At 65.8% G+C, this 23,651-nt stretch carries 25 protein-coding genes; 16 read left to right on the top strand and 9 right to left on the bottom strand.

What is annotated here, in order from left to right; all coding sequences use genetic code 11:
- The first annotated feature begins 11 nt into the window (after positions 1–11).
- The 12 genes from ACZ9BC_RS03155 to ACZ9BC_RS03210 all read left to right on the top strand — a co-directional run bounded on the left by ACZ9BC_RS03155 (position 12) and on the right by ACZ9BC_RS03210 (position 10,721).
- Entirely contained in the window at positions 12–602 is a 591-nt protein-coding gene (locus ACZ9BC_RS03155; protein WP_275727164.1) for an HhH-GPD-type base excision DNA repair protein, read from the top strand.
- A gap of 134 nt (positions 603–736) precedes the next feature.
- Positions 737–1,741 (top strand): LacI family DNA-binding transcriptional regulator, encoded by a 1,005-nt coding sequence (locus ACZ9BC_RS03160; RefSeq protein WP_476244681.1) that lies wholly within the window; start codon positions 737–739, stop codon positions 1,739–1,741.
- 78 nt (positions 1,742–1,819) lie between these two features.
- Positions 1,820–2,377, top strand: coding sequence for a cysteine hydrolase family protein (locus ACZ9BC_RS03165; protein ID WP_079596783.1), 558 nt, complete (start codon positions 1,820–1,822; stop codon positions 2,375–2,377).
- Positions 2,378–2,492: 115 nt separating this feature from the next.
- Complete coding sequence (locus ACZ9BC_RS03170; RefSeq protein ID WP_079596782.1) at positions 2,493–2,795, top strand: urease subunit gamma; 303 nt, start codon at positions 2,493–2,495, stop codon at positions 2,793–2,795.
- A gap of 11 nt (positions 2,796–2,806) precedes the next feature.
- Positions 2,807–3,136: an urease subunit beta gene (locus ACZ9BC_RS03175; RefSeq protein WP_476244682.1), complete on the top strand. Its 330-nt coding sequence runs from the start codon at positions 2,807–2,809 to the stop codon at positions 3,134–3,136.
- A complete protein-coding gene (ureC, locus tag ACZ9BC_RS03180; protein ID WP_476244683.1) occupies positions 3,133–4,890 on the top strand; it encodes an urease subunit alpha in 1,758 nt (585 codons plus the stop codon). Before ACZ9BC_RS03175 ends, ureC begins: the two co-directional genes overlap by 4 nt.
- 15 nt (positions 4,891–4,905) lie before the next feature.
- Positions 4,906–5,391 (top strand): urease accessory protein UreE, encoded by a 486-nt coding sequence (ureE, locus tag ACZ9BC_RS03185; RefSeq protein ID WP_476244684.1) that lies wholly within the window; start codon positions 4,906–4,908, stop codon positions 5,389–5,391.
- Positions 5,392–5,541: 150 nt separating this feature from the next.
- Positions 5,542–6,210 (top strand): urease accessory protein UreF, encoded by a 669-nt coding sequence (locus ACZ9BC_RS03190; RefSeq protein WP_476244685.1) that lies wholly within the window; start codon positions 5,542–5,544, stop codon positions 6,208–6,210.
- A gap of 27 nt (positions 6,211–6,237) precedes the next feature.
- Complete coding sequence (gene ureG, locus ACZ9BC_RS03195) at positions 6,238–6,855, top strand: urease accessory protein UreG (protein WP_476244686.1); 618 nt, start codon at positions 6,238–6,240, stop codon at positions 6,853–6,855.
- Between the two features lie 146 nt (positions 6,856–7,001).
- A complete protein-coding gene (locus ACZ9BC_RS03200; RefSeq protein WP_476244837.1) occupies positions 7,002–7,841 on the top strand; it encodes an urease accessory protein UreD in 840 nt (279 codons plus the stop codon).
- Positions 7,841–8,935 carry a HoxN/HupN/NixA family nickel/cobalt transporter gene (locus tag ACZ9BC_RS03205; RefSeq protein WP_476244687.1) on the top strand — a complete coding sequence of 365 codons (1,095 nt, stop codon included), beginning with the start codon at positions 7,841–7,843 and terminating at the stop codon, positions 8,933–8,935. The genes ACZ9BC_RS03200 and ACZ9BC_RS03205 overlap by 1 nt, the downstream gene beginning before the upstream one ends.
- Positions 8,936–9,236: 301 nt before the next feature.
- Complete coding sequence (locus ACZ9BC_RS03210) at positions 9,237–10,721, top strand: MFS transporter (protein WP_476244688.1); 1,485 nt, start codon at positions 9,237–9,239, stop codon at positions 10,719–10,721.
- Positions 10,722–10,726: 5 nt separating this feature from the next.
- Here the strand turns inward: ACZ9BC_RS03210 and ACZ9BC_RS03215 are convergent, their stop codons facing one another.
- The 6 genes from ACZ9BC_RS03215 to ACZ9BC_RS03240 form a co-directional block, all read right to left on the bottom strand.
- Positions 10,727–11,179, bottom strand: a complete 453-nt coding sequence (locus ACZ9BC_RS03215) for a transferase (protein ID WP_476244689.1) — start codon at positions 11,177–11,179, stop codon at positions 10,727–10,729.
- Between the two features lie 89 nt (positions 11,180–11,268).
- The gene (treS, locus tag ACZ9BC_RS03220) at positions 11,269–13,563 is read right to left on the bottom strand and encodes a maltose alpha-D-glucosyltransferase (protein ID WP_476244690.1); all 2,295 of its coding nucleotides are present in this window, start codon (positions 13,561–13,563) and stop codon (positions 11,269–11,271) included.
- Between the two features lie 125 nt (positions 13,564–13,688).
- Positions 13,689–14,348 carry a GntR family transcriptional regulator gene (locus ACZ9BC_RS03225; RefSeq protein ID WP_079596771.1) on the bottom strand — a complete coding sequence of 220 codons (660 nt, stop codon included), beginning with the start codon at positions 14,346–14,348 and terminating at the stop codon, positions 13,689–13,691.
- A 116-nt stretch (positions 14,349–14,464) separates the two neighbouring features.
- A complete protein-coding gene (locus tag ACZ9BC_RS03230; protein ID WP_476244691.1) occupies positions 14,465–15,484 on the bottom strand; it encodes a transketolase family protein in 1,020 nt (339 codons plus the stop codon).
- Positions 15,481–16,377 carry a transketolase gene (locus tag ACZ9BC_RS03235; protein WP_476244692.1) on the bottom strand — a complete coding sequence of 299 codons (897 nt, stop codon included), beginning with the start codon at positions 16,375–16,377 and terminating at the stop codon, positions 15,481–15,483. Before ACZ9BC_RS03235 ends, ACZ9BC_RS03230 begins: the two co-directional genes overlap by 4 nt.
- A gap of 35 nt (positions 16,378–16,412) precedes the next feature.
- Positions 16,413–17,750, bottom strand: a complete 1,338-nt coding sequence (locus ACZ9BC_RS03240) for an MFS transporter (protein WP_476244693.1) — start codon at positions 17,748–17,750, stop codon at positions 16,413–16,415.
- 230 nt (positions 17,751–17,980) lie between these two features.
- On the opposite strand from ACZ9BC_RS03240, the gene ACZ9BC_RS03245 reads away from it, so the two are divergent.
- The 3 genes from ACZ9BC_RS03245 to ACZ9BC_RS03255 are packed head-to-tail and all read left to right on the top strand — an operon-like array spanning position 17,981 to position 19,533.
- On the top strand, positions 17,981–18,754 hold the full coding sequence (locus ACZ9BC_RS03245; protein WP_476244694.1) for an SDR family NAD(P)-dependent oxidoreductase: 774 nt from the start codon (positions 17,981–17,983) through the stop codon (positions 18,752–18,754).
- Between the two features lie 7 nt (positions 18,755–18,761).
- Positions 18,762–19,046 carry a hypothetical protein gene (locus ACZ9BC_RS03250; RefSeq protein ID WP_476244695.1) on the top strand — a complete coding sequence of 95 codons (285 nt, stop codon included), beginning with the start codon at positions 18,762–18,764 and terminating at the stop codon, positions 19,044–19,046.
- A gap of 46 nt (positions 19,047–19,092) precedes the next feature.
- Complete coding sequence (locus ACZ9BC_RS03255; protein ID WP_476244696.1) at positions 19,093–19,533, top strand: SRPBCC family protein; 441 nt, start codon at positions 19,093–19,095, stop codon at positions 19,531–19,533.
- Here the strand turns inward: ACZ9BC_RS03255 and ACZ9BC_RS03260 are convergent.
- The gene (locus ACZ9BC_RS03260; RefSeq protein WP_476244697.1) at positions 19,511–21,127 is read right to left on the bottom strand and encodes a carboxylesterase/lipase family protein; all 1,617 of its coding nucleotides are present in this window, start codon (positions 21,125–21,127) and stop codon (positions 19,511–19,513) included. The two genes, ACZ9BC_RS03255 and ACZ9BC_RS03260, sit on opposite strands and share 23 nt — an antisense overlap.
- 61 nt (positions 21,128–21,188) lie before the next feature.
- On the opposite strand from ACZ9BC_RS03260, the gene ACZ9BC_RS03265 reads away from it, so the two are divergent.
- Positions 21,189–21,983, top strand: coding sequence for an ANTAR domain-containing protein (locus ACZ9BC_RS03265; RefSeq protein ID WP_476244698.1), 795 nt, complete (start codon positions 21,189–21,191; stop codon positions 21,981–21,983).
- Here ACZ9BC_RS03265 and ACZ9BC_RS03270 read toward each other — a convergent pair.
- Both ACZ9BC_RS03270 and ACZ9BC_RS03275 read right to left on the bottom strand, forming a co-directional pair.
- Entirely contained in the window at positions 21,968–22,258 is a 291-nt protein-coding gene (locus ACZ9BC_RS03270) for a hypothetical protein (protein ID WP_476244699.1), read from the bottom strand. The two genes, ACZ9BC_RS03265 and ACZ9BC_RS03270, sit on opposite strands and share 16 nt — an antisense overlap.
- A gap of 100 nt (positions 22,259–22,358) precedes the next feature.
- Positions 22,359–23,624, bottom strand: coding sequence for a glycoside hydrolase family 1 protein (locus tag ACZ9BC_RS03275; RefSeq protein WP_476244700.1), 1,266 nt, complete (start codon positions 23,622–23,624; stop codon positions 22,359–22,361).
- Positions 23,625–23,651 lie beyond the last annotated feature (27 nt).

The raw sequence follows: 23,651 nt of genomic DNA on the forward strand, positions 1-23,651 counted from the left end.
CCTCTGGGAGGATGGACCGCATGGAACTGCACATCACGGGCGACCCCGCCGCGGACAAACTCTTGAGCGAGGACGACTTCGCCCTGCTGACCGGCATGCTGCTGGACCAGCAGGTGACCATGGAATCCGCGTTTGCCGGGCCCGAAAAGATCAAGACCCGGATCGGGTCCATGAAACCCGAAGCCATCGCCGCCCACGATCCGCAGGCCTTCGTGGAAATGTTCAAGGAACGGCCGGCCGTCCACCGTTTCCCCGGTTCCATGGCCGCACGGGTGCAAGCGCTCGCCGAGGCAGTGCAGAGTGAGTGGGACGGCGACGCCGCCGCGATCTGGACCAAGGGCGGCCCGGATGGTGCGGAAGTGCTCCGACGGCTGAAGGCCCTGCCCGGGTTCGGTGAGCAGAAGGCAAAGATCTTCCTTGCCCTGCTGGGTAAGCAGCGCGGACTTCAGGCGCCGGGCTGGCGTGAGGCCGCCGGGCACTACGGCGAGGAGGGTGCCTACCTCTCCGTCGCGGACATCGTGGATCCCGAATCCCTGGTCAAGGTGCGCGCCAGCAAGCAGGCCGCCAAGGCGGCGGCGAAAGCGGCGAAGGCCAAGGACTGACCCGCCCGCGGACCGCCGTCGGGGGAAGGGACCCGTAGCCGGGGACTCCCTTGCGACGGGCGGTTCCCGTGCGGAGGCCTTTCTCTGCAACGATGTATCCCGGAAACCGGCGGAACCACACGAAGGAGCCAGACATGGCGGTCACCATGAACGACGTAGCGAGGGCGGCGGGTGTGTCGCTCAAGACGGTCTCCAACGTCCTGAATGACTACGAGTTCATCCGCCCTGCCACCAAGCAGCGGGTCCAGGACGCCATCGCCGAGCTGGGCTACGAAGCGAACCTCACCGCACGGAGCCTGCGGTCCGGAAAAACCTCCATGCTCGGCCTGGTCCTGTCCGATCTCTCCGCGCCCTACTACGCCGAGCTCGCGTCAAAACTGATGAAGGCGGCCGCGCAGCGCGGTTACCGCGTCCTGGTGGAACAGTCCGACGCCGAAGGCAGCGTGGAATTGAATGCCCTGCAGGGGCCGTTCCGGCAGCTCACCGACGGCCTGCTGTTCACCCCGCTGGCCATCGACGCCGATGCGGTTGCCGACCGGGTGGGGAAGAAGCCCCTGGTGATGCTCGGTGAACACATCGTTGATCCGCGCTTTGACCTGGTCACCATGAAGAACCGGGAAGCTGCGGCTGCCATCACCACCCACCTGCTGGACAGCGGCCGCCGCCGCATTGCGGTGATCGGCGCCCATCCCGGGGAGTCGGCAGGAAGTGCCGGGCTGCGGCTCAACGGTTACCGGGAGGCGCTGGAGGAGGCGGGGGTCCCGTTTGATCCGGCCCTGGTGGCCCCGGCGCTGTGGCGCCGCGACAACGGGGCAACCGCCCTGGCAGGGCTGCTGGACGCGGGCGTCCGCTTCGACGCCGTGTTCGGCCTCAATGACGTGCTGGCGCTCGGCGCCCTGCACGAGCTGCAGATCCGCGGAGTCAGGGTTCCGCAGGACGTTGCCGTGGCAGGCTTCGACGACATCGATGAAGCCCGGTTTGCCTCGCCCTCCCTCACCACCGTTTCCCCAGGCATGGATGAGATTGCCGAACGCTCCATCGGCCTGCTCCTGGACAGGATCGCAGGGAACGAGACCGCCGCCACGGGCGTTCACGTGGAGGCCGGCTTCCAGCTGAAAATCCGGGAATCCGCGCCCTAGGATCCGTCTCCACAGGTTTCGCCGGCCCCACAGGCGGGTACGGATTTGGCACCGGTTCAACAAGGGAAAGGTGCCTCCATGATTGCTCTTCTTGTCATCGACATGCAGAACGCGTACTTTGAAGCACCGGAGCTGGCGGCCCGGCAGGAGCAGCTGGTCGCCTCCTGCAACAGGCTGGTGGAGGGGTTCACGTCCAGCGGCCACAAGGCATTGCTGGTGGGCACGGAGCACGAGCGGGACAAGTCCACCTGGACGCTGAACATGCTCGACGACGACCAGGGCTTCATCTTCCGCGGCAGCAAGCAGGCCGAGGCTGTTCCCGGCCTGGCGAAGGATGGCCTGCCCCAGTTGAACAAGACCCGTGACAGCGCCTTTGTGGGGACCAACCTGCTGTCCCGGCTGCGGAACTGGGGCGCGGACGAGGTGGTGCTGGCCGGCGTCTCCACCCACAACTGCATCGCCCAGACCGGGGCAGATGCCTTCGCCCACAACATCCGGGTCACCTATGCCGAGGATGCCATGGCCTCGGAAGACAACCAGGACGCAAAGGACATGCTGCGCATCCTCTCCACCAGTTACCGCCAGCCGGTCCAGTCCACCGATGAAATCCTCGCCCGCCTCAGTGAGGCAAAGTAGGCCGCTGATGGGGAAGGGCACGTAGAGCCCCGGATTACACCCCCGAAACGTGGCCGAAATGTTCGGCACCTACTGTGGGTCCCACGCCGTCCGCAGGCCGTTGAAGGGGACCCTCATGCATCTGATGCCACGTGAGCAGGAAAAGCTCATGATCGTGGTGGCCGCCGACCTCGCCCGCCGGCGCCAGGCCCGCGGCCTCAAGCTCAACTACCCCGAGGCTGTGGCCATCATCAGCTACGAGCTGATCGAAGGCGCCCGGGACGGCCGCACCGTGGCTGACCTGATGAGCTACGGCACCACGCTGCTGGCCCGTGACGACGTGATGGAGGGCGTGCCCGAGATGATCCACGACGTCCAGATCGAGGCAACCTTTCCGGACGGCACCAAGCTCGTCACCGTCCACGATCCCATCCGATAAAGGGGCAGGCCATGATTCCAGGGGAGTACATTCTTCGCCCCGAGCCAGTGACGGCCAACGCCGGACGCGATGCGGTCGAAGTCGCGGTCACCAACACCGGCGACCGGCCCGTGCAGGTGGGGTCCCATTTCCACTTCGCCGAGGCGAACGCCGCCCTCACCTTCGACCGGGACGCCGCCTACGGCCGCAGGCTGGACATTCCCGCCGGAACTGCCGCCCGGTTTGAACCGGGGGACTCCCGGACTGTCCGGCTCATCGAACTGGCCGGCACCAGGGAAGTGTACGGACTCAGCAACGCCGTCAACGGCCCGCTGACAGACGCGAAGGCGGGAAACAAATGAGCTTCGACATTCCCCGGCGGCAGTACGCCGACCTGTACGGCCCAACGACAGGCGACAAAGTCCGCCTGGCCGACACCGAACTGTTCCTCGAGATCGAGAAAGACCTCACCGTGTACGGCGAGGAAGTGGTGTTCGGCGGCGGCAAGGTGATCCGGGACGGCATGGGCCAAAACGGCCAGGCCACGAGGGATGGCGCTGGTTTGGATGAAGACGTCCCGGACACCGTCATCACCAATGCCGTGATCCTCGACTACACCGGCATCTACAAGGCCGACGTGGCTATCAGGGACGGCCACATCTTCAGGATCGGCAAAGCCGGCAACCCGCAGATCACCGACGGCGTGGACATCGTGATCGGCGCCAGCACCGAAATCATCGCGGGGGAGCGGAAGATCCTCACGGCCGGCGGTGTGGATACGCACATCCACTTCATCTCCCCGGACCAGGTGCCCACCGCACTGACCAGCGGCATCACCACCATGATCGGCGGCGGCACCGGCCCTGCCGAAGGCACCAAGGCCACCACCGTCACGCCCGGAAAGTGGCACATCCAGCGGATGCTGCAGGCGGCGGAGGGGCTCCCCGTCAATATCGGCCTGTTCGGCAAGGGCCACGCGTCCGCCGTCGAACCCCTCGCCGAGCAGATTCGTGCCGGTGCCATCGGGCTCAAGGTCCACGAGGACTGGGGCTCAACGACCTCCTCCATCGACACCTCCCTGAAAGCGGCCGACGAATACGACGTCCAGGTGGCCATCCACACCGACACCCTCAATGAGTGCGGCTTCGTGGAGGACACCATCCGCGCCATCGACGGCAGGGTCATCCACACCTTCCACACCGAGGGCGCCGGCGGCGGGCACGCCCCGGACATCATCAAAATCGCCGGGATGCCCAATGTCCTGCCGGCCTCCACCAACCCCACGCTGCCTTACACCCGCAACACCATCGAAGAGCACCTGGACATGCTGATGGTCTGCCACCACCTCAACCCGGACATCCCCGAGGACGTGGCCTTCGCCGACTCCCGCATCCGGGCCGAAACCATCGCCGCCGAGGACGTCCTGCAGGACCTGGGCATCTTTTCCATCACCTCCTCCGACTCGCAGGCCATGGGCCGCGTGGGCGAAGTGATCACCCGCACCTGGCAGGTGGCGGACAAGATGAAGAAGCAGCGGGGTGTGCTGAAAGATCCCCGGGGGGACAGTGCTGCCGGGCTCCACGGTTCGGCGGGCAGCGATAACTTCCGCCTCAAGCGCTACGTGGCCAAGTACACGATCAACCCGGCTATCGCGCAGGGCATCGCGGACTCCATCGGCTCCGTGGAGGAAGGGAAGTTCGCCGACCTTGTCCTCTGGGATCCCGCGTTCTTCGGCGTCAAACCGGAGCTCGTGATCAAGGGCGGGCAGATCGCCTACGCGCTCATGGGCGACGCCAACGCCTCCATCCCCACACCGCAGCCCCGGACCATGCGGCCGATGTTCGGCGCGTACGGGAAGGCCGTGCAGCAATCGTCCATCACGTTCCTGTCCCAGGCGGCCATCGACGCCGGCGTCCCCCAAGAGCTGGGGCTCGGGAAGGTCATCCGGCCCGTTTCAGGGATCCGCACCCTCACCAAAGCGGACCTGAAATACAACGACGCCACCCCGGACATCCAGGTGGACCCGGAAACCTACCAGGTAACGGTCGACGGCGAGGACGTCACCTGCGATCCGTCCGACGTCCTCCCCATGGCCCAGCGCTACTTCCTCTTCTAGATTTCCGGAGCCCACATGATCATCGACAAAGTCCTCGGCAACCTCCATGAACTGCCCGCGACCGACCTCGCCGCCTACGCCGGCCTGCACCAGGAAAAAGTGGTGCTGCCCAGCGCCCAGCTGGTCAAACGGATCCAACGCGCGACGACGGACCACGGCAAGGAAATCGGCATCCGGCTGCCCTCCGGCTCCGGTGACCTCCGCGACGGCGACATCCTGCACGTCGAGGACTCCAACATGATCGTTGTGTCCGTGCTGCCCACCGACGTCCTGGTCATCGCACCCCGGTCCATCCACGAAATGGGCGTCGTGGCCCACTCCCTCGGCAACCGGCATCTCCAGGCCCAGTTCTTCGACTCGTCGTCAGAGTACGAAACCGACGTCATGGTGTGCGCCTACGACCACACCGTCGAGGACTACCTTCGCCACGCCGCCGTGCCCTACTCCCGGCAGGAACGCGTCATGCCTGTTCCTTTCCGCCATGCTGAGCATTCGCACTAGTAATTCCGTCGCCGCGCTGCGCGCTCCAAAAGGCGCGACGGCTGGGTGCGCCGCCCCGGGTTGGGGGCCGTGCCCGCTCCGCGGTGCCCGCCACGCCGCGGCCCCCAATCCGGGCCGTCGCTTGCGTTTCTCACCTTGGGCGGGAGTGCGGTGAGCAGTTACCAGCTTGCCTTGCAGCAGCTCACTGACTCGGCGCTTCCTACTGGGGCCTTTGCGCACTCTCTTGGCTTTGAGACGTACATCGATGCCGGTGTGGTTCGTGATGAGGCTGGTTTTGGGGTGTGGCTCGGTGCTTTTATCTCCCAGACGCTTTCTTACTCTGATGGGCTTGCCATTCGGTTCTTGTATGAGGGTGTTGATGTTCTTGAACTTGATGCTCTTTTGTCTGCTTCGCTGTTGCCTCGGCAGGTTCGGGAGGCTTCCGTGAAGATGGGGCTCCGGTTGCTGGAGATTGGGGGCGAGGTGTTTCCCTCCGCTGAGCTGGCATCCTACCGGGAGCTGGTTTCCGGTGGCCGGGCGGCGGGGCATCAGCCGTTGGCGTTCGCCGTCGTCGCCCGTTCACTCGGCGTGCCGCTTCCGGAGGCGCTCGCCGCCTATCTTTTTGCCACCGTCACGTCGCTCACCCAGAACGCCGTCCGGGCCATCCCGCTCGGCCAGAACGCAGGCCAGCGGCTCCTGCGGCAAGCGGCCGACGACGTTGCTGCCGCCGTCGAACGGATCGCCCACCTCACGCCGGACGACTTCGGGGCCGTGACGCCCGGACTGGAAATTTCGCAAATGCGGCACGAACGCCAACGTGCCCGGATGTTCATGAGCTGACTGTGCTTGTGATTCAAAGGAGGACACATGTCTGAACCCATCAAGATCGGCATCGGCGGACCCGTCGGCGCAGGCAAGACCCAGCTCGTGGAGCGCCTCACCCGGCACATGAGCGGCGAAATCTCCATGGCCGCCATCACCAACGACATCTACACCATCGAGGACGCCAAAATCCTCGCGGCCAACGGCATCCTGCCCGTGGACCGGATCATCGGCGTCGAAACCGGCGGCTGCCCGCACACCGCCATCCGCGAAGACACCTCCATGAACACCGCCGCCATCGAGGAACTCAAAGCCCGCCATCCCGACCTGCAGGTGATCTTCGTCGAATCCGGCGGCGACAACCTCTCCGCCACCTTCAGCCCCGAACTCGTCGACTTCTCCATCTACATCATCGACGTGGCCCAGGGCGAGAAAATCCCCCGCAAAGCCGGCCAAGGCATGATCAAGTCCGACCTCTTCATCATCAACAAAACCGACCTCGCACCCCACGTCGGAGCGGACCTCGCCGTCATGGAGCGGGATTCGCGGGAATTCAGGGGCGACAAACCATTTTGCTTCACTAACCTCAAAACAGACGAAGGGCTCGATGCCGTCATCGAATGGATGCGCAAGGATGTCTTGATGCTCGACCTCGCTCGATGACGACGGTTCCCCAAGTGGCGCCGGAAGGTGAGGTGACTGCAGAGGCGGCGAGGCCGGATTTGGGGGCCGCGGCGTGGTGGGCACCGCGAAGCGGGCACGGCCCCAAATCCGGCGAAGCCGCCGGACCCAGCCACGGACAGCGACCCATGGGGGCGCTTGAGCTTGCGGTCGCCGTGCGGGGTCAGCGGTCCGTCGCCGCACATCAGTACCATCAGGGCGCTCTTCGTGTACTGCGCCCGCATTATCTCGATGACTCTGGGCAGGTCTGTTATGTCGTTGTGAATCCTGGCGGTGCTTATCTTGGCACTGACCTTTTTGTGCTGAATGTTGAAGTCCAGGACGGTGCTGATCTCTTGCTGACTACCCAGTCCGCGACGAAGGTTTACCGGACTCCCGGGTCTTTTGCTGAACAGCGGATGACTGTCCGGCTGGGGGAGGGGGCCCGGTTGGAGCTGATGCCGGACCAGCTCATCGCCTACCGGGAGGCCAGCTACCGGCAGCGGACCTCTGTTGCCCTGCGGCCGTCGTCGTCGCTGGTCATGGCCGAAGTGGTGACCCCCGGCTGGTCGCCGGACGGGGCCGCCTTCCAGTACGAGGAAGTCCGGCTGCGCAACGAGATCCGGGTGGAACCCGACGGCGACGGCGGGACACCTGAACTCCTGGCGCTGGACAACCTGCTGATCCGGCCGCCGTCGGGCGATGTCACCGGGCTCGGGTTCATGGAGGGCTTCAGCCACGTGGGGTCCCTCGTGGTGGTGAACGCCCGCGTGGACCAGGCGCTCGCCGACGAACTGCACCTGCTCGCCGCCGGATTCGATGCGTTGACCGGCGTTTCACTGACCCGCGCCGTCGCGGGTACTTCCGGCCTGGTGCTCCGCGCCCTGTCCAACAGCACCGGGGAACTCAACCTCCTTCTTTCGGCCTGCGCCAACCTCCTGCGGGAACGCTGGCACGGGCAGGGACCGCTGAACCTGAGGAAGCACTGATGACGGCCATCACGGGCATCGCCACCTATTACCGGCAGCGGGAAGCACTGCCGGTGCGGACGCGCCTGATGTTCACCTTTGGCGCGGTGGCAGCGCTGCATGCGGCCGCCGTCGTACTCCTGCTGGCAGGGAACGCCGGTGCGGCCGGTGCCCACGCGCTCACGTGGGGCCTGGTCCTGACCGCCTACCTGGCGGGCGTGAAGCACAGCTACGACTGGGACCACCTTGCCGCGATCGATAATTCGACGCGGAAGTTCGTAGCCCAGCGGCAGGACCCTGTCAGCGTCGGCTTTGCCTTCAGCCTGGGGCACAGCTCCGTGGTGACCCTGGCCGGGGTGCTGGTGGTCGCCGGCGCCGGCGTTGTGGGCGGTTTCATGCAGGACGGGTCCGCCGGCAACCTGGTGCTCGGGTTGGTCGGGAGCGGCGTGTCCGGCCTGTTCCTGCTGGCGATGGGCCTGTTCAACGGGTCGGCGTTCGCCAGGTCGGCGCGGGCCTACCGCCGGGCCCGCAGCGGCGCGGCAATCAGTCCGGCGGACCTCGAACAGCAGGGGCTCGTGGCCCGGCTGCTGGCCAGGCCCCTGTCCAGGGTGCGGCGGCCACGGAACATCTACGTGATCGGCTTCCTGTTCGGGCTGGGCTTCGACACCGCCACCACCATCGGGCTGCTGATGATGACGACGGCGGCGTCCCTGGCCGGGGTGCCGCCCTTCGCCCTGCTTGCGCTGCCGCTGGCGTTCGCCGCCGCGATGACCCTGTGCGATTCGGTCAACGGCGTGGCAATGATGCGGATGTACCGCTCGGCCCTTGATGACCCGCAGCGCAAACTCGGCTTCAATGCCTTGGTGACGGGCCTTACCGCCGTCTCGGCGCTCTTCATCGCAGCCATCACCCTCGGCGGGTTCGCCCATGCCGCCTTTGGGCTGGATGACCCGGTCACCGCCTGGCTGGGCGATATCGACCTGGGCGAGGCAGGGCTCTTGCTGGTTGCGGCCTTCCTTGCCGTTTGGGGCGTGGCGGTCCTGCGCGGCGGCCGTGGCAACAGAAGGCGGGCTGCCGGCCCGGAGGCCGGCAGTCCGCGCTCCAATTGCCCGTGAAAACCTCGGGACGCAACGGGTCGGTTTTCGGCAGGGCGAGGATGAAAACGTGGTCATTTGGTGATTGTGACGCGCCCAGTTGCTTCTGTTGCAACAGCCCGGAGACGGGCTGATCACGCGGAAAATGGAGGCTCAGATCACATTTTGGGCGGGAAAGCGGCCGATCCTCCGTTGTGTTTCTGGCACAATACTTACCAGCCTCCCCTAGGGGATTCCGGTTGACCGCCGGTACTCCTGCCGACCCGTCATCCGGTACACAGACAGGACGAAGATGTTCGAACACTCAAAAGAAGAGCACCCCGTGCGCCACAAAACTGCCCGCCGACTGACGGCGGGCGACTGCATCATCGTGGATAAGAACGAACTGCGGAAGGCGCAGGTAGGCGCTGGGGTAGGCAACTTCATCGAGTGGTACGACATCGGAGTCTACGGCTACCTGGCCGTCGTCATGACCTCCGTGTTCACCGAGGGCATGGACGAACGCATGGGCCTGCTGGTCACCCTGCTCGGTTTCGCTGTGTCCTTCATCGTTCGCCCCCTGGGTGGAATGATCCTCGGGCCGCTGGGTGACAGGATCGGCCGACGCAAAGTGCTCTTCTTCACGATGGCACTGATGGCCGTGGCCACAACCGGCATCGGCCTGCTCCCCACCGCAGGCGAGGTGGGTCTGTGGGTCATCATCCCCCTGTACCTGCTCAAGATGCTGCAGGGTTTCTCCACCGGCGGCGAATATTCGGGTGCCGCCACCTACATCTCCGAGTTCTCGCCCGACCGCAACCGCGGGTATATGGCCTCCCTGCTGAACTCCGGCTCAATGCTCGGCTTCGCTGCCGGTGCCAGCATGGTGGCGGCAACCACCGCCATCACCACCTCAGCGTGGGGTGACAGCGCAATGCTGGACGGCGGCTGGCGCATCCCGTTCCTGATCGCCCTTCCCCTGGGCATCGTGGCGATTCTGATGCGGCTCCGGCTCCCGGAATCACCCAGCTTCGAGGCCGCCCACGCGAAGGCCGGAACCGAAGACATTGACCCCATCTTCGTCCGGCACAACCTGCCGAACATCTTCAAGCACTACTGGCCGCAAATCCTGATCGGCTGCTCCCTCGTTGCCGCGGACGGCACGACGGGGTACCTGCTCACCAGCTACATACCCACGTACTTGGAAACCCAGGTCGGATCCGACCCTATGCACACGGCCGTTGCCGCCGTCGTCGTCCTGGTTCTGCTGGCGCTCATGATCCCGCTTGTGGCCCGCTGGTCCGACCGCATCGGCCGGCGCCCCATCTACGCGATGGCCACGATCGGAAACCTGGTCCTGCTGCTCCCGGCCTTTACCTTGATGCAGCTGGGAACGCTGTGGTCCCTGTACCTGGCACTGTTCCTGGTGTCGCTGCCCTCGGCGTTTTTCCTCGCACTGACCGCGGCCGTGATGTCCGAGCTCTTTCCCACGGCCTCCCGGTTCGGATCGGTAGGCGTCACGCACAACCTCGCGATTTCCGTTTTCGGCGGCACCACGCCCCTGGTCAGCCAGATCCTCGTTGAGGCAACCGGAAACCTGTACGCTCCCGCGTTCTACGTGATGTTCTTCTCGCTGGTGGCGCTGTTTGCCTTGCTGAAGATGCGGGAGTCGGCCTCCCGGCCCCTGCTCGGGTCAGTGCCCGTGGTTGCCAGCCGCGAGGAGGCGGACGAACTGGTTGCCCGGCAGGACACGGATGAGCGCATCGATACCGCAACCATGCTGCTCACGCCTGCCCCTGAGGTTCCCGAGGCCGCCGGGGCGCGCTAGCAGCCTCAGGCGGCGATCCTGCCCTTGCTCGTGCGGTGCGGCCGCTTCCGAGCCGCGGCGCGTTCCGGGGTCCGCGAACTGAGCAGGACCTGGCCGCCGTCGGGCACGGTGCTGTCCGCGTGCACGTGGACCCCGTGCTCAATGAGGACCCCGGAACCAATGCGCGAGTGGCTGGCGATGTGGACCCGGCTTCCGATGACCGTCGCACGGCCGATGCGCACGCCGTCACCCACCACCGTCCGGTCGCCGATCCTGGCTTCACGGTCAATCCAGCTCCCGTGGCCGATCCGGCAGCCGGGACCGATCTGTGCGCCCTGCTCCACGTACGTCATGGCGCCGATGCGGGCGCTTTCGGCCACGACTGCCCCGGGCGCCACGAGGCCCCCGCCGTTGCCGTGACGGACGTAGCGGGTGACTTTCCCGGCGTCGTCCTCAACAGATACAAACTTCCCGTTCATTCAATCCCTCATTTACGCGCGGGTAACTTACCGAACATTCAGTTAACGGTTGAGAACCCACAGGGATTCCCGCGCGGCCGCAAGGAGAATCAGCCCACGGGTGGTGCAGTAACGCCGTCCTCCTGCCCGGTCTCCTCTTCCTCTGTCAGCTGCAGGACCGTGCCCTGGTAGGCAGGCAGTTCGAGGAAGAAACTGTGCAGGTCATCCACCTGGCCAACGGCATCGCCGGTGAACAGGTCGTGCACGGCAGCCCCGGGCACCAGGTGGCTGGACTGGATGCTGCCCGCAATGTCCTGGTCGGAGAAATTCAGCACCGTAACACCCAGTGCGCCGTTGTTCAGCCGGACCACCATCACCAGCAGTCCGCGGTTGGAGACGTCCGGTACATCCAGCAGGGCGCCTGTGGCGATGCCGCTTTCTTCGCGGACCGCCAGGATCCGCTGCAGGCGCCTCGCGAAGGAGGACGGGTTCTGCAGCTGCTCCGGGAGCGGGCCGTACAGGCTCCGGGCCCGGGGCATACCGGCGGAGGAGGCTACCGCGTCCGGGCTGGTGCCCATGATGTCGTGTGCACCGCGGTTGATCCAGCGGGTGTCACCCTGGGCGGTGAGTTCGGCGACGCTCTTGCGGTCCAGCGCCATGATGCCGGCCAGGTCCCAGCCGGAGAGTGCGAAGACCCCGGGCTGGAGCGCGTTGTACATGGCGAGGAGGATGTGGACATCCAGGATCCGCGCCTCCTCTTCCGGGGTCACCGCCTGGGGGTCCTTGATGCCCAATGCGGCCATGATGAAGCTGACCGATGTGCAGGCGATGCCGTTGGTGGTGAACAACGCGTTGTAGGGGCCGTTCTCCCCGGTCAGGCGCTCCCTCATGGTCTGCTGCACCTGTTCGGCCACCTGGGCGCCTGTCAGTTCCTGCCCGTTGAGCTCAAAGATCTCTTCCCGGTGCCCTGCGGCAAAGTGCATAAGCTCGTACGTCAGTTCGTCATGGTTCTGCAGGGCGTGGACCAGTGATGCCTGGTCGACGCCGATTTCCATGGACAGCTTGAGCGTCAGCCGCAGGAACTCGGTATCGGCGGTTACCAGCGCGTAGTGGTAGGCCGGCCGGGTGATGAAGTCGTAGGAAAGGTCCGGGCCCGCCTCGGACGTCGCCTTGATGTCGTCGATGGTCAGGTTCAGCTCCTGGAAGGAGAACCCGCCCACCTTGCGGATCATGGAGCCAATGAGCTGGTTGGCTGCCTCGGACAGCGGATGCCCCTCGGACCAGCCCGGCTGCTCCTCGGCGCTCTTTTCCACCCCGAGGAAGCCGTTGGCATCCAGCCTCAGCGCGCCGGTGCCCAGGTCTACCAGGGAATGCAGTGCGTCCCCCACCACAAGGCGCATCCCGGCGAATGTGGGGTCCAGCCAGTTGATGGACGGCTGGCCTGCCTTGAAGTAGTGGAGGTAAACCCAGCGGCGGGTCTTTCCGGTGGTGTCCACGATGGGCCGGGTGGCGCTCCAGTTGGTTTCCTTGACGCCCGGTTCGTAGAAGATCACCCGCTGCAGCCGGCCAATGATGTACCCGGCCTTCTGCAGGGCCTGCTCGGAATCGGGGCTCAGGTTGACGGAGTCCTGCCCCTCGGGGACGTCCGGCAGCAGGTGCCAGTCCTCCTCCGGGATATCCACCATGTGGTAGATGCCCGGGTAGTCCCGGAAGTTCATCTCGGCCAGGCGGAAATCGGCGCCCTTGCCGGTATGGCCGGGAACGATGTCGTCGATGATGGTTCCGCCGTGTTCCGCGGCGACCTCGCACATCCGGCGGAACTCATCCTCGGTACCGAACACGGGATCGATCGCCATGCTGATCCGGTCGAAGTGCCCGTCCACGCTGGGCGTCTGGGACCAGCCGCTGATGCCTCCGGCCAGTTTCACGGGGCCGGTGTGGATGGCCCGGATGCCTATTTCGCTGAAGGCTTCCCACATGGCCGGATCGCCCAGGGCCGAGAGGAAGGACTCGGTGGACCTGGTGATGAAGGACAGGGGATAGGCAGTAAACCAGACGGGTGCCCGCTCCACGGCAGCCCGGGGGTTCGGGTGGGCGTAGGAGTTCTGCCACATGCTGGCTTGCCCGGAGAGCTGCCGGGCCAATGTGTTGGCGTCGCCCAGCATCGCCTGGTTCCGCAGCCATTCGACATAGGCCGCATTGCGTCCATCGAATTCGAAGGATGGCCTGGTGGCAAAGTATTGGCGCCGCCGGGCGGTGGGCCTCAGCGCCTTGGGTCGGGCCGGATAAAACTGCTCGTCAAAATTGACGTCCGGGTCCACTGACGGTTCAGCTGCTGCTTCCTCGTTTTCGCCGGCAACGGTCTCCGCTTCAAAAACATCGTCGCTGGTCATCGGTTCCCGCATTGAGTCCTCTTTCTGCAGTTGGTCCCGCGGTCCCAAGGCATACTGCCTGGCCACCCTGCTCATAGTCCAACGTACCCGGGGGCGCGGGGACTATTCGCGCGAACTACGAAACTACCAAGAAGTGGCTAGGACACCAGCGTGGCCGCGGCCGTGTCCATGTGCTCGAGGATGGTCTTGCGGACCAGGGCGGCATCGCCGGTGTCGATGGCGGCGACGATGTCCCGGTGACGGTCCACGCTCATGTTGCTGACGCCCTTTTCCCGGCCGGCAAACATGATGGACATCCGGATGGAGCCTTCCAGCGATTGCCAGGAATGGAGGAGCGTCTCGTTGCCGGTCAGGCGGCAAAGGGTGCGATGAAACTCGAGGTCCGATTCGATCCGTTCCTCAAGCGTCCCGTCAGCTGTCGCGCTCATCGCATCGATGGCTTTGTGCAGGGACTGCGTGACGTGTTGCCGGTCCGGAAGTTCGCAGAGGGTCCGGGCGGCAAGCGACTCCAGGGCGGCGCGGACGGCGAAGATATCCCGGATTTCCTTTTCATCCAGGTGCCGGACGGAGAGCCGGCCGCGGGGACCGGCCGAGAGCAGGCCTTCCTGTTCCAGCTGGCGCAGGGCTTCACGGAGCGTTCCCCGGCTGATCTGCAGCATCTCGGACAGCTCGGTCTCCACCAGGTGCCGCCCGGGTTCCAGCTCGCCGCTGGTGATGGCGGTCCTCAGTGCCGCGAGCGCCTGCTCGCGCAGGCTTTTCTTTTCCAGTCCCAGCAGCGGGGCTGTCAGTCCGGCCATGGCTTCCGTCCTCACTGTTGTAAGTCGACTGTTTACAGTCATACGTCGATATTACGACAGAAAGCACGGCACCGGCCGGGACCGGTGCCGTGCTCTTCGATGCTGCAGCTGCAAGGTCAGCCGAGTTCGGCGAGGACCTTTGCAACGATCCGGTCCACGGCAAGCCCGTAGCGGTCGTGCAGGGTGGGCAGCGCCCCGGCGTCGAGGAACTGGTCCGGCAGCGCCACGGGGACCACGCGCTTGCCCACGCCCGCGGTAACGACGGCGGAGGCGACGGTTTCGAACAGGCCGCCCACCACGGAGTGGTTTTCCAGCGTCACGGCCAGCCGGTCGGTGTTGATCTCCTTGAGCACGGTGTCGGCGTCGAACGGCTTGATGGTGGGGGCGTGCACGACGGCGACGTCCACGTTGTGTGCCGAGAGCGCCTTGGCTGCCTGCAGGGCGCGCATGGTCATCAGGCCGGAGGAGATGAACACAACGTCGTTGCCGCCGCGCAGGACCTTGGCCTTGCCGAGCTCGAACGTGTAGTCGTATTCGTCCAGGACGGTGGGCACGTTGCCGCGCAGCAGGCGCAGATAGGTGGGGCCTTCGCTGGCCGCGAGCTGCGGCACTGCCTGCTCGATGTCGATCGAGTCGCAGGGGTCCACGATGGTCAGGTTGGGCATGCCGCGGAAGATTGCCATGTCCTCGGTGGCCTGGTGGCTGGGGCCGTAGCCGGTGGTGAGGCCGGGCAGGCCGCCCACGATGTTGACATTCAGGTTCGGCTCGGCGGCATCCAGGCACAGGAAGTCGTAGGCGCGGCGGGCGGCGAACACGGAGTAGGTGGACGCGAACGGCACCAGCCCGGTTTCCGCCAGGCCGGCGGCTGCGCCGAAGAGCAGCTGCTCGGCCATGCCCATCTGGAAGAACCGCTCCGGGAATGCCTTGGCGAAGATGTGCATGTCGGTGTACTTGCCCAGGTCCGCGGTGAGGCCGACGATCCGGTCGTTTTCCTGTGCGGCCTTGACCAGGGCGTGCCCGAAGGGTGCGGACGCCGTCTTCTGGTCCGGGTCGGCGAAGGACGCGATCATGGCCGAGGTCTTCAGCTTCGGCTTGATGGCTGTAGTGGTGTTGGGGGCCTCGGTGGTGGTGCTCATGCTGAAGCCTTTCCTTCGTGACCGGCGGTGAGCTGCTCGCGGCAGGTCTGCCATTCGTGTTCTTCGATGCGCATGAAGTGCGCCTTTTCGCGGTTTTCGAGCAGGGGTACGCCGCGGCCCACCTTGGTGTCGCAGAGGATCACGGAGGGGCGTCCGACGGCGGCGGCCTGGGCGGCTGCGTTGTCGAAGGCTGCGAGCAGCGCGGCGACGTCGTTGCCGTCCACGCGCTGGGTGTACCAGCCGAACGATTCCCACTTTTCGGTCACCGGCTCGGTTCGGAGGACTGTGTCGGTCTTGCCGTCGGCCTGCAGGGCGTTGATGTCCACCATTGCTGTGAGGTTGCCCAGCTGGTGGTGGTGCGCGCCCATGGCCGCCTCCCACGTGGAGCCTTCGTCCAGCTCGCCGTCGGAGAGGAAGTTGAACACCCTCGAATCGGACCCCTGGTACCGGAGACCCAGGGCCATGCCGACGGCGATGGTCAGGCCGTGGCCCAGGGAGCCGCCGGAGATCTCCATGCCGGGCGTGTAGGTGGACATGCCGGACATCGGCAGCCGCGAATCATCCGAGCCGTAGGTCTCGAGCTCCTCGACCGGGACGATGCCGGCTTCGGCCAGCGCGGCGTAGTGGCCGATGGCGTAGTGGCCGGTGGAGAGCAGGAACCGGTCCCGGGCCTCCCAGTGCGGATCCTCGGCGCGGAAGCGGAGCTGGTCGCCGTAGACCGTGGCCAGCATGTCAGCCGCACCCAGGGCCTGGCCCACGTAGCCCTGGCCCTGGACCTCGCCCATGTTCAGGGCATGGTGCCGGATCCGGTAGGCCGCGGCAGCGATTTTGGCGATCCGCTCCTGAGCCGCCTGGCTTTTGATGGCCGGGGCTTGGACGGTTTCTGTTGGCATTGCTTGCTCCGTGTTCGTTTCGTGCGTGACGGTCATTAGACGCTCACCGTGTTGGGTGTGCTTTTGGTGGCTTCGTCAGCGAGCTGGCGTTCGCGCTTGCCCCAGGTTTCCCTGGTGACGATTGCTGCCCAGAGGCCGATGGCGGCGTAGAAGCTGAAGAGCAGGGCGGGGCCCATCCATCCCAGGGCAACGAACAGCAGGGTGGTGATGAAGGGGGTGAAGCCGGAGACCATCGCTGAGATCTGGTAGGCCAGTGAGGCGCCGGAGGAGCGGGTTTTGGCCTGGAACAGTTCAGGGAACCACGGGCCCTGGGCGCCGGCGAGGGAGTTCTGGCAGACGGCGTAGGAGATGACGATGGTGGCGATGACGAAGATGAACATTCCGGTGTTGACCAGCAGGAACATCGGGATGCCGAACAGTGCTGCGAAGGCGCAGGACCAGACGTACAGGGGACGGCGGCCGATCTTGTCCGTGAGGCGTGCCCAGGCCATGGTTGCGAAGATACCGATGAATGAGGCGATGCAGAGGGCCACGAGGGTTTCGGTCTTATCCGCCAGCTGCTGGGTGTGCAGGTAGGAAATCATGTAGGTGATGGACACTGCGTAGCCGGCGGTCTCGGCGATGCGGAGGCCGATGCCGCGGACGATGCTGCGCCAGTCGGTCTTGATGACCTCGATGATGGGGTTCTTGACGATGGAGCCGCTGTCCTTGACCTCGTCGAAGACGGGGGATTCGGGCACTTTGGCGCGGATGATCAGGCCGACAGCGACGAGAACGATGCTGGCCAGGAAGGGAACGCGCCAGGCGAGCTCGCCACCGAGGTTCACGCTGACCAGGAAGACCAGGTTGGCCAGGAGAAGGCCTACCGGGAAGCCTGCCTGCACGATGCCGGTGTATTTGCCCTTGGTCTTCCACGGCGCGTGTTCGTAGCTCATCAGTATGGCGCCGCCCCATTCAGCGCCGAACGCCAGGCCCTGGACGATGCGGACGAAGACCAGCAGTGCGGGTGCGAGCAGGCCCACCTGCTCGTAGGTGGGAAGCAGGCCTATCAGGAATGTGGCCACACCCATCAGGATCAGGGAGGCGACCAGGACCGGCTTGCGGCCTACCTTGTCTCCGAGGTGTCCGCCAATGATGCCGCCGATGGGGCGGGCAGCGAAGCCAACGCCCAGCGTGGCAAAGGCGGCCAGGGTTCCGGTGACGGGGTCGGTGTTGGGGAAAAAGACTGTCCCGAAATACAGGGCGGCGGCGGTGCCGAAGCCGATGAAGTCATACGTCTCAATAACGGCGCCGACACCGGAGCCGATAGCGACGCGCTTGGCGTCTTTGGTGCCATGGACATGGCCCCGCATTTTCAGAGCATCTTTGCTCATGGTGGTTCCCTTTCGGAAAGCGGCCAGTTGGGGTAGCCGCTGTCGACGGTTAACAAAATGATAGGTCCAGTGTGACCGCGGTCATGATCAATGTCAACAGTCAATGTTGGAGGTTGACTGTTAACACCGAACGCGATTAGTGTGGTCCCCATCACGAATGTCCGGTACCAGCCGGGCCCGCCACATCAAGGGACAAGGATGTCCCACCACATCAGCCAAGGAGCACCGTCATGACCACCATCCAGCGCACCGCAGTCCTCACCGGGGCGACCTCGGACCGGGGCATCGGCATCACCACCGCCCGCCGCTACGCCAACCAGGGCTGGGCGGTGGTGATCCTGGACCTCGACGGCGAGAAGTCCGCCAAGGTCGCCGCCGAGATCGGCAACGAATTCAACGTCCCCGCCTTTGGCCACGAAATCGACGTCGCCAGCGAAGCATCCGTCAACGCGGCCTCCCAGGCGGTGGCCGCGGAGGTCGCCGCCGGCAACCTGCCGCCGGTAGGGGCCCTGGCCAACATCGCCGGCATCACCTCTCCGGTCCCGTTCCTGGAGACCACCCTTGAGCTGTGGCACAAGGTGATGGACGTCAACGCCACCGGCACCTACCTGGTGACCAAGGCCTTCCTGCCGGACATGATCGCCAACGGCTGGGGCCGGATCGTCAACATGTCCTCCGTATCAGCCCAGCGCGGCGGCGGCGTCTTCGGCAAGGTCCCCTACTCTGCCGCCAAAGCCGCCATCCTGGGCCTCACCAAGGCCCTCGCCCGCGAACTGGGCACCACCGGCGTGACCGTCAACGCCATCACCCCGGGCGCCGTGGACACCAACATCCGCGTGGGCAGCACCGAGGAGCAGGAAGCCGCCATCAACGCCGGGATTCCGCTGGGCCGCAACGCCACCACGGAAGAAGTTGCTGCCGTGATCACCTTCCTGTCCTCCGAGGAATCCGCCTACCTCACCGGCACCACGGTGGACATCAACGGCGGAAGCCACATGCACTGACCGCGCCATGAAGTGGTTTCGCTATCACGACTGGAGCCGGCTCGTCGGGATTCCCGTGGAGGTCCGGAAGGATTTCCAGCTGGTCCGGGCGGGAGTGGTGGACGACGCCATGCAGGATTCCTCCGCCCTCTGGCTTGCAGCGGACATGACAGCGGGCAGGGCCCTGTTCTCGGCAGCCGAGGGCTATGAGGTGTGGATCCATCCCCGCGAACTCGGCGGGCAGCTGTGCTACAAAATGGCGTCCGTCCAGCTGGCCGGACGGAAAACGGCTGCGGCGGCCGGGCGGGCGTAGGGCGGCGGGGCTGTGCAGCCCGCCAGCCCGTTCCTACACTGGGGTGATGATCACAGTCACCGGAAGCGTCGAAACCAACCTGTCCGCCGAGAAAGCTTTCGCTTTCATGAGGGAGTTCGAGAACACCAGCACGTGGGACCCCAACACTCCCGTGATGGACAAGCTGACGCCGGGCCCGGTGGCGGTAGGCCACCGGTACCATGCAGAGTCCGAATTCCGGGGGAAGCGCCAGACCCTGGAGTACGAGGTCATCGAGCTGACGGAGAACCACATCAAGCTCCGCGGCGAAAACAAGACCGTCACAGCGTTCGACTCCGTGGACGTGAGCCCGTCCGGCACCGGGTCGCTGGTGAAGTACACGGCCGAGTTCAGCATCAAGGGACCGGCCAAGATCATTCAGCCGCTGCTGAAACCTGCCTTCATGCAGCTCCGGGACCCCGCGCTGAACGGGATCCGGGATACCCTCAACGCCCAGGCTGCAGGCTGACCCGGTTCGCCTCGAAGAACTCCCTGATGTCCCGGCGCGGATCCGCGTCCACCCGGGGTGCCGTGTCAAGGATCATGGTGTTGCGCTGCCGCCCGTATTCCGGCCACTCCAGTCCGGGCAGGCCGGGTCTTCCTCTCCGTGCGAATGACGCCCACGCGCCGCTCATGGTGTCACTGAGGGACTGCGGTGCCCGGCCGCGGGTGAGGAAGGCAGCCTCCGGCGCATCCAGGTGCCGGAAGACGAACGGGATGTCCAGGGCGTGGCATGCTCCGAGCTTTCCGCCCATGGCCGGGCTGCGCCAGGTGAAGAGGTAGGAAAAGGTCCGGCCCGGCGCCCCGTGCCGGGCGCCCTGTCCGCGCGCGTCCAGCAGGTTGTTGCTCGGCTGGCGGTAGACGGAATCGGCTATCGCGGCTTCGAGGAGTTCCTTGCCGGACACATCGCGTGACAAGCCTGCCTCCTGCGGCGGGCCGGTTTCGGGCGACAAACCGGTTTCCCGGGACAAAACCTGGGCGAGGGCGGACGCGTATTCCGCCGCGCGGTCCCCGGCAATCCCGGCGGCCGTGAGCACGGCGGCGGCGCGTTCCGGATAGCCGGGATCCTCTGGGGCAGTCGGCCGCATTTCCACCGCGAAGGACCCCTCGTTGAGGTTGGTCCCGACAATAAGATCCACCCCGGCGTTGAGCCCTTGCCGAACCGCATCCAGGGGCGGCTGCGGCAGTGATGGCGTCCCCACCGTCGGCTGGAAGGGCAGGGGCACGGCGAATGTTTCCCGGCCCACCTCCTGCACCAGCTTTTCCTGGGCCTCCAGCAGCCGCTCCACGGGCAGGGCCAGCAGCTCGGCCGCCGAAAGGCTGTCCAGGCCGCACAGGGCGAGGAACCTCCGGCTGATGCCGGCAGAGTCAACGGGCGTGCGCCAGCGTTCGGCGGTGCCGCTTTGCATGATGGCCCGGCGGAACAGGCCTTCCGACGCCGGCATGCCCAGCAGGGTGCCGATGGCTGCGGCTCCGGCCGATTCCCCAAACAGGGTCACGTTCTGCGGGTCCCCGCCGAACCCGGCGATGTTGCGCCGTACCCAGCGCAGGGCTTCGAGCTGGTCCAGGAGGGCAAGGTTGGAGGAGTCTTCGTAGCCCGGTCCCAGGAGGTCCGCCAGGTGCAGGAAACCGAGCGCTCCCAGCCGGTAGTTGATGGCCACTACTACGGCATCGCCCGCGGCGGCGAGGTTGGCGCTGTCGTACATGCCGTCACTGTTGGAACCAGTGAGGTAGGCGCCGCCATGGATCCACACCATCACGGGCCTGGCAGGGCCGTCCGTGGCGGGAGCCCAGATGTTGAGGTTGAGGCAGCCCTCCTCGCTCCAGATCCGCGGTTTGGCCCCGGGCGGTGCCGGCGACTCGGGGTTCTGCGGGGCGGCCGGACCCGGCGCGCTGCCGTCGAGCACATCCAGCCACGGGGACACGGGAACGGGCGGACGAAAACGGCGTTCCCCCGTCGGCGGCTCCGCGTACGGGACCCCCAGGAAACTGCGGACCGGGGTGCCGTCGACTGTCAGCGTTGCGCCGTGGACGGCTCCGATGTGGCTGGAGGCGGGCTTCATGGTTGACAGGTTACGTCCTTTGCACGGGTAGGCTGGAACTACCGTTTGGCAGTGAGTGGCCATGTTGTTGTGGCTTTTCATTTTCGTCCGGGAGGAAAGATCCTTGGTGGTCACCGATGTTTCGGATGGCAGAATTTTTGCCGATGTTGCAGCGCACCTGCAGGACCTGGTCCTCGGGAACCCCGGCGTGGAGCAGCTCCTTCAGGACCTCGCAGAATACTCTGCCGCACGGTTTGGCAGTGCCGGCCGGAAAGTGTCCTGCGGCATCAGGCTGGCCCGCCCCAAGAAGCCCACCGCCATAGCCGGCAGCAACCCCGGCTCCTGCCTGCTCACCGAGCTGGAAGACACGCATGGGGACGGCCCGGGCCTGGCCCCCATGCGGACCATGGGAACAGTCCTCGTCCCGGACCTGGAACACGAAGACCGCTGGCCGGAGTACGTGCTGGCCGCCCGGGAGCAGGGCATCAGGTCTGTGCTGGGTATCCCGCTGCTCCTGGAGGGCAAGGACCTCGGCGCTCTTACCCTTCACTTCGAGCAGCCGGGGGCGTACAGCGGTGACGCCGCCGCCACCGCCGAGGCCTATGCCGAACAGGTATCCAAGGGGCTCACGCTTGCCCTGCGGATGGCCAGGCTGCAGGACTCCAAAGCCGGCATGAGCGCCGCGATGGAGTCACGGACGGTCATCGACCTGGCCACCGGCGCCATCATGGCGCAGAACCGCTGCAGCCAGGCCGCCGCCTTCCAGGTCCTGCGGGAGGCCTCCAATTCCAGGAACGTGAAGCTCCGGGACGTCGCGGCCGCCGTGATCTCTTCCGTGGCGGGCGACACTGACACCTTCACCTACTTCGACGAGTAGGGATCCTGCCGTTCCTTCTGCTGAAGCGCGAGGAGGGAACCGCTGAAGGGTGCCCGGACCAGTGCGTTCGCCGCGGCACAGTGCTCATTGACCGCTTGGGTCAGGGCGTCCCGGTCATCTTTTGACAGTGCAGCCGTGCCGGAGCTGTAATCCCTGATGTCCTGTTCGGAGGCGTCCCCGCCCAGGGCAACAAAGTCGAGCCACAGCTCGGCGAGGTCGAGGCTGTGCCTCTTGATCACCGCGCCGGTCAGGGCCCGCTGGTCCGCTTCGTCCATCGTCCCGTCCTAGCCTTGGGAATTTTGTCCCAAGGGATTCGGAGCCGGCGGCCAAATGGATGGATGGGTGCCGGATTCCCTAGGCAGGCTCCGTCCGTGTCTAGGCAGGCTGCGTCACGTGTGACTGCGCATGCTCACGGGCGAGGCCCCCCAGCCAGTGGGCGCTTTCCTTGGGAGTGCGCTCCTGAGTGGCGCGGTCGACGGCGATGAGCCCGAACTTGGGCCGGTAGCCGAAGATCCACTCGAAGTTGTCGAAGGCGGTCCAGGCGATGTAGCCGCGGACGTCGATGCCGTCCGCCAGGCAGGCCGCGACGCCGTCGACGGCTGCCTGCAGGTAAGCCACGCGCTGGGCGTCGTCCTCGGTAGCCAGGCCGTTCTCCGTCACCATGACAGGAATGCCTGCGATCCGGTGCGCTTCGCGGATGGTGGTTTCCAGTGCCTGCGGGTAGATTTCCTCGCCCATCTGGTTGATCTCCGCGCCTTCGGGCGCCGGCGCGTGGCCGTCCGGACCGTATACCGTGCGGCCGTACGTCTGGATACCCACGAAGTCATCGCCCCGGGATGCCTCAAGGAAGCGCTCATTGACGTCCCGGCGGACCCGGTCGGCCAGTTCCCGGCCGCCCTCGATCGACTGGATGTCCGAGTTGGCAAGCGTCCAGCCCACCTTCAGCCCGGGCCGGTGCGCCTTGATCGCTGCGGTGGCGGCCCGGTGAGCCGCCAGCTTGACGGCGAACCCCGCCTCGGTGGAGCAGAACTGGAAGGGCGCCACGGTGCTGGCATCCACGCCCAGGCGTTCCGCGGCGGCAGCCCACATGGGCACCGAAGCCCGGTTTTCCGGTGCTTCGCCGCCGATGCCGAAGGATTCCAGCAGCCACGGCAGGTTCGGTTCATTCAAGGTGCAGGCGACGCCGACCAGGTTACCCAGGTGCGCCATCACCCGGCCGCAATAGCGGGCAAAAAGCTCCGCCGTCCGCGGGCCCTCCCACCCGCCCATGGCCAACAGCCACCGCGGGGACGTGAAGTGGTGGAACGTCACTACCGGGGTAAGGCCATGGTCATGGCACACCTCCAGCATGCGGCGGTAATGGTCCAGTTCCGCCACCGAGAAATGGCCTTCCTCGGGCTCTATCCGCGCCCATTCCAGTGAGAACCGGTAGCTGGTGAACCCGAGGCCGGCGATCATGGCGATGTCCTCCCGGTACCGGTGGTAATGGTCCACGGCGTCACCTGAGGGCTCAGCAAAAATGGTGCCGGGAAGATGCTCCAGGAGCCACGTGTCGCTGTTGACGTTGTTTCCTTCCACCTGGTGTGCGGCGCTGGCCACGCCCCACAGGAAGTGGGGCGGGAAGGAAGGGGAAACGGTCATGATGATCCTTTCGGTGCAACGCCGGGG

The organism is Pseudarthrobacter sp. TE3704 (assembly GCF_056279405.1).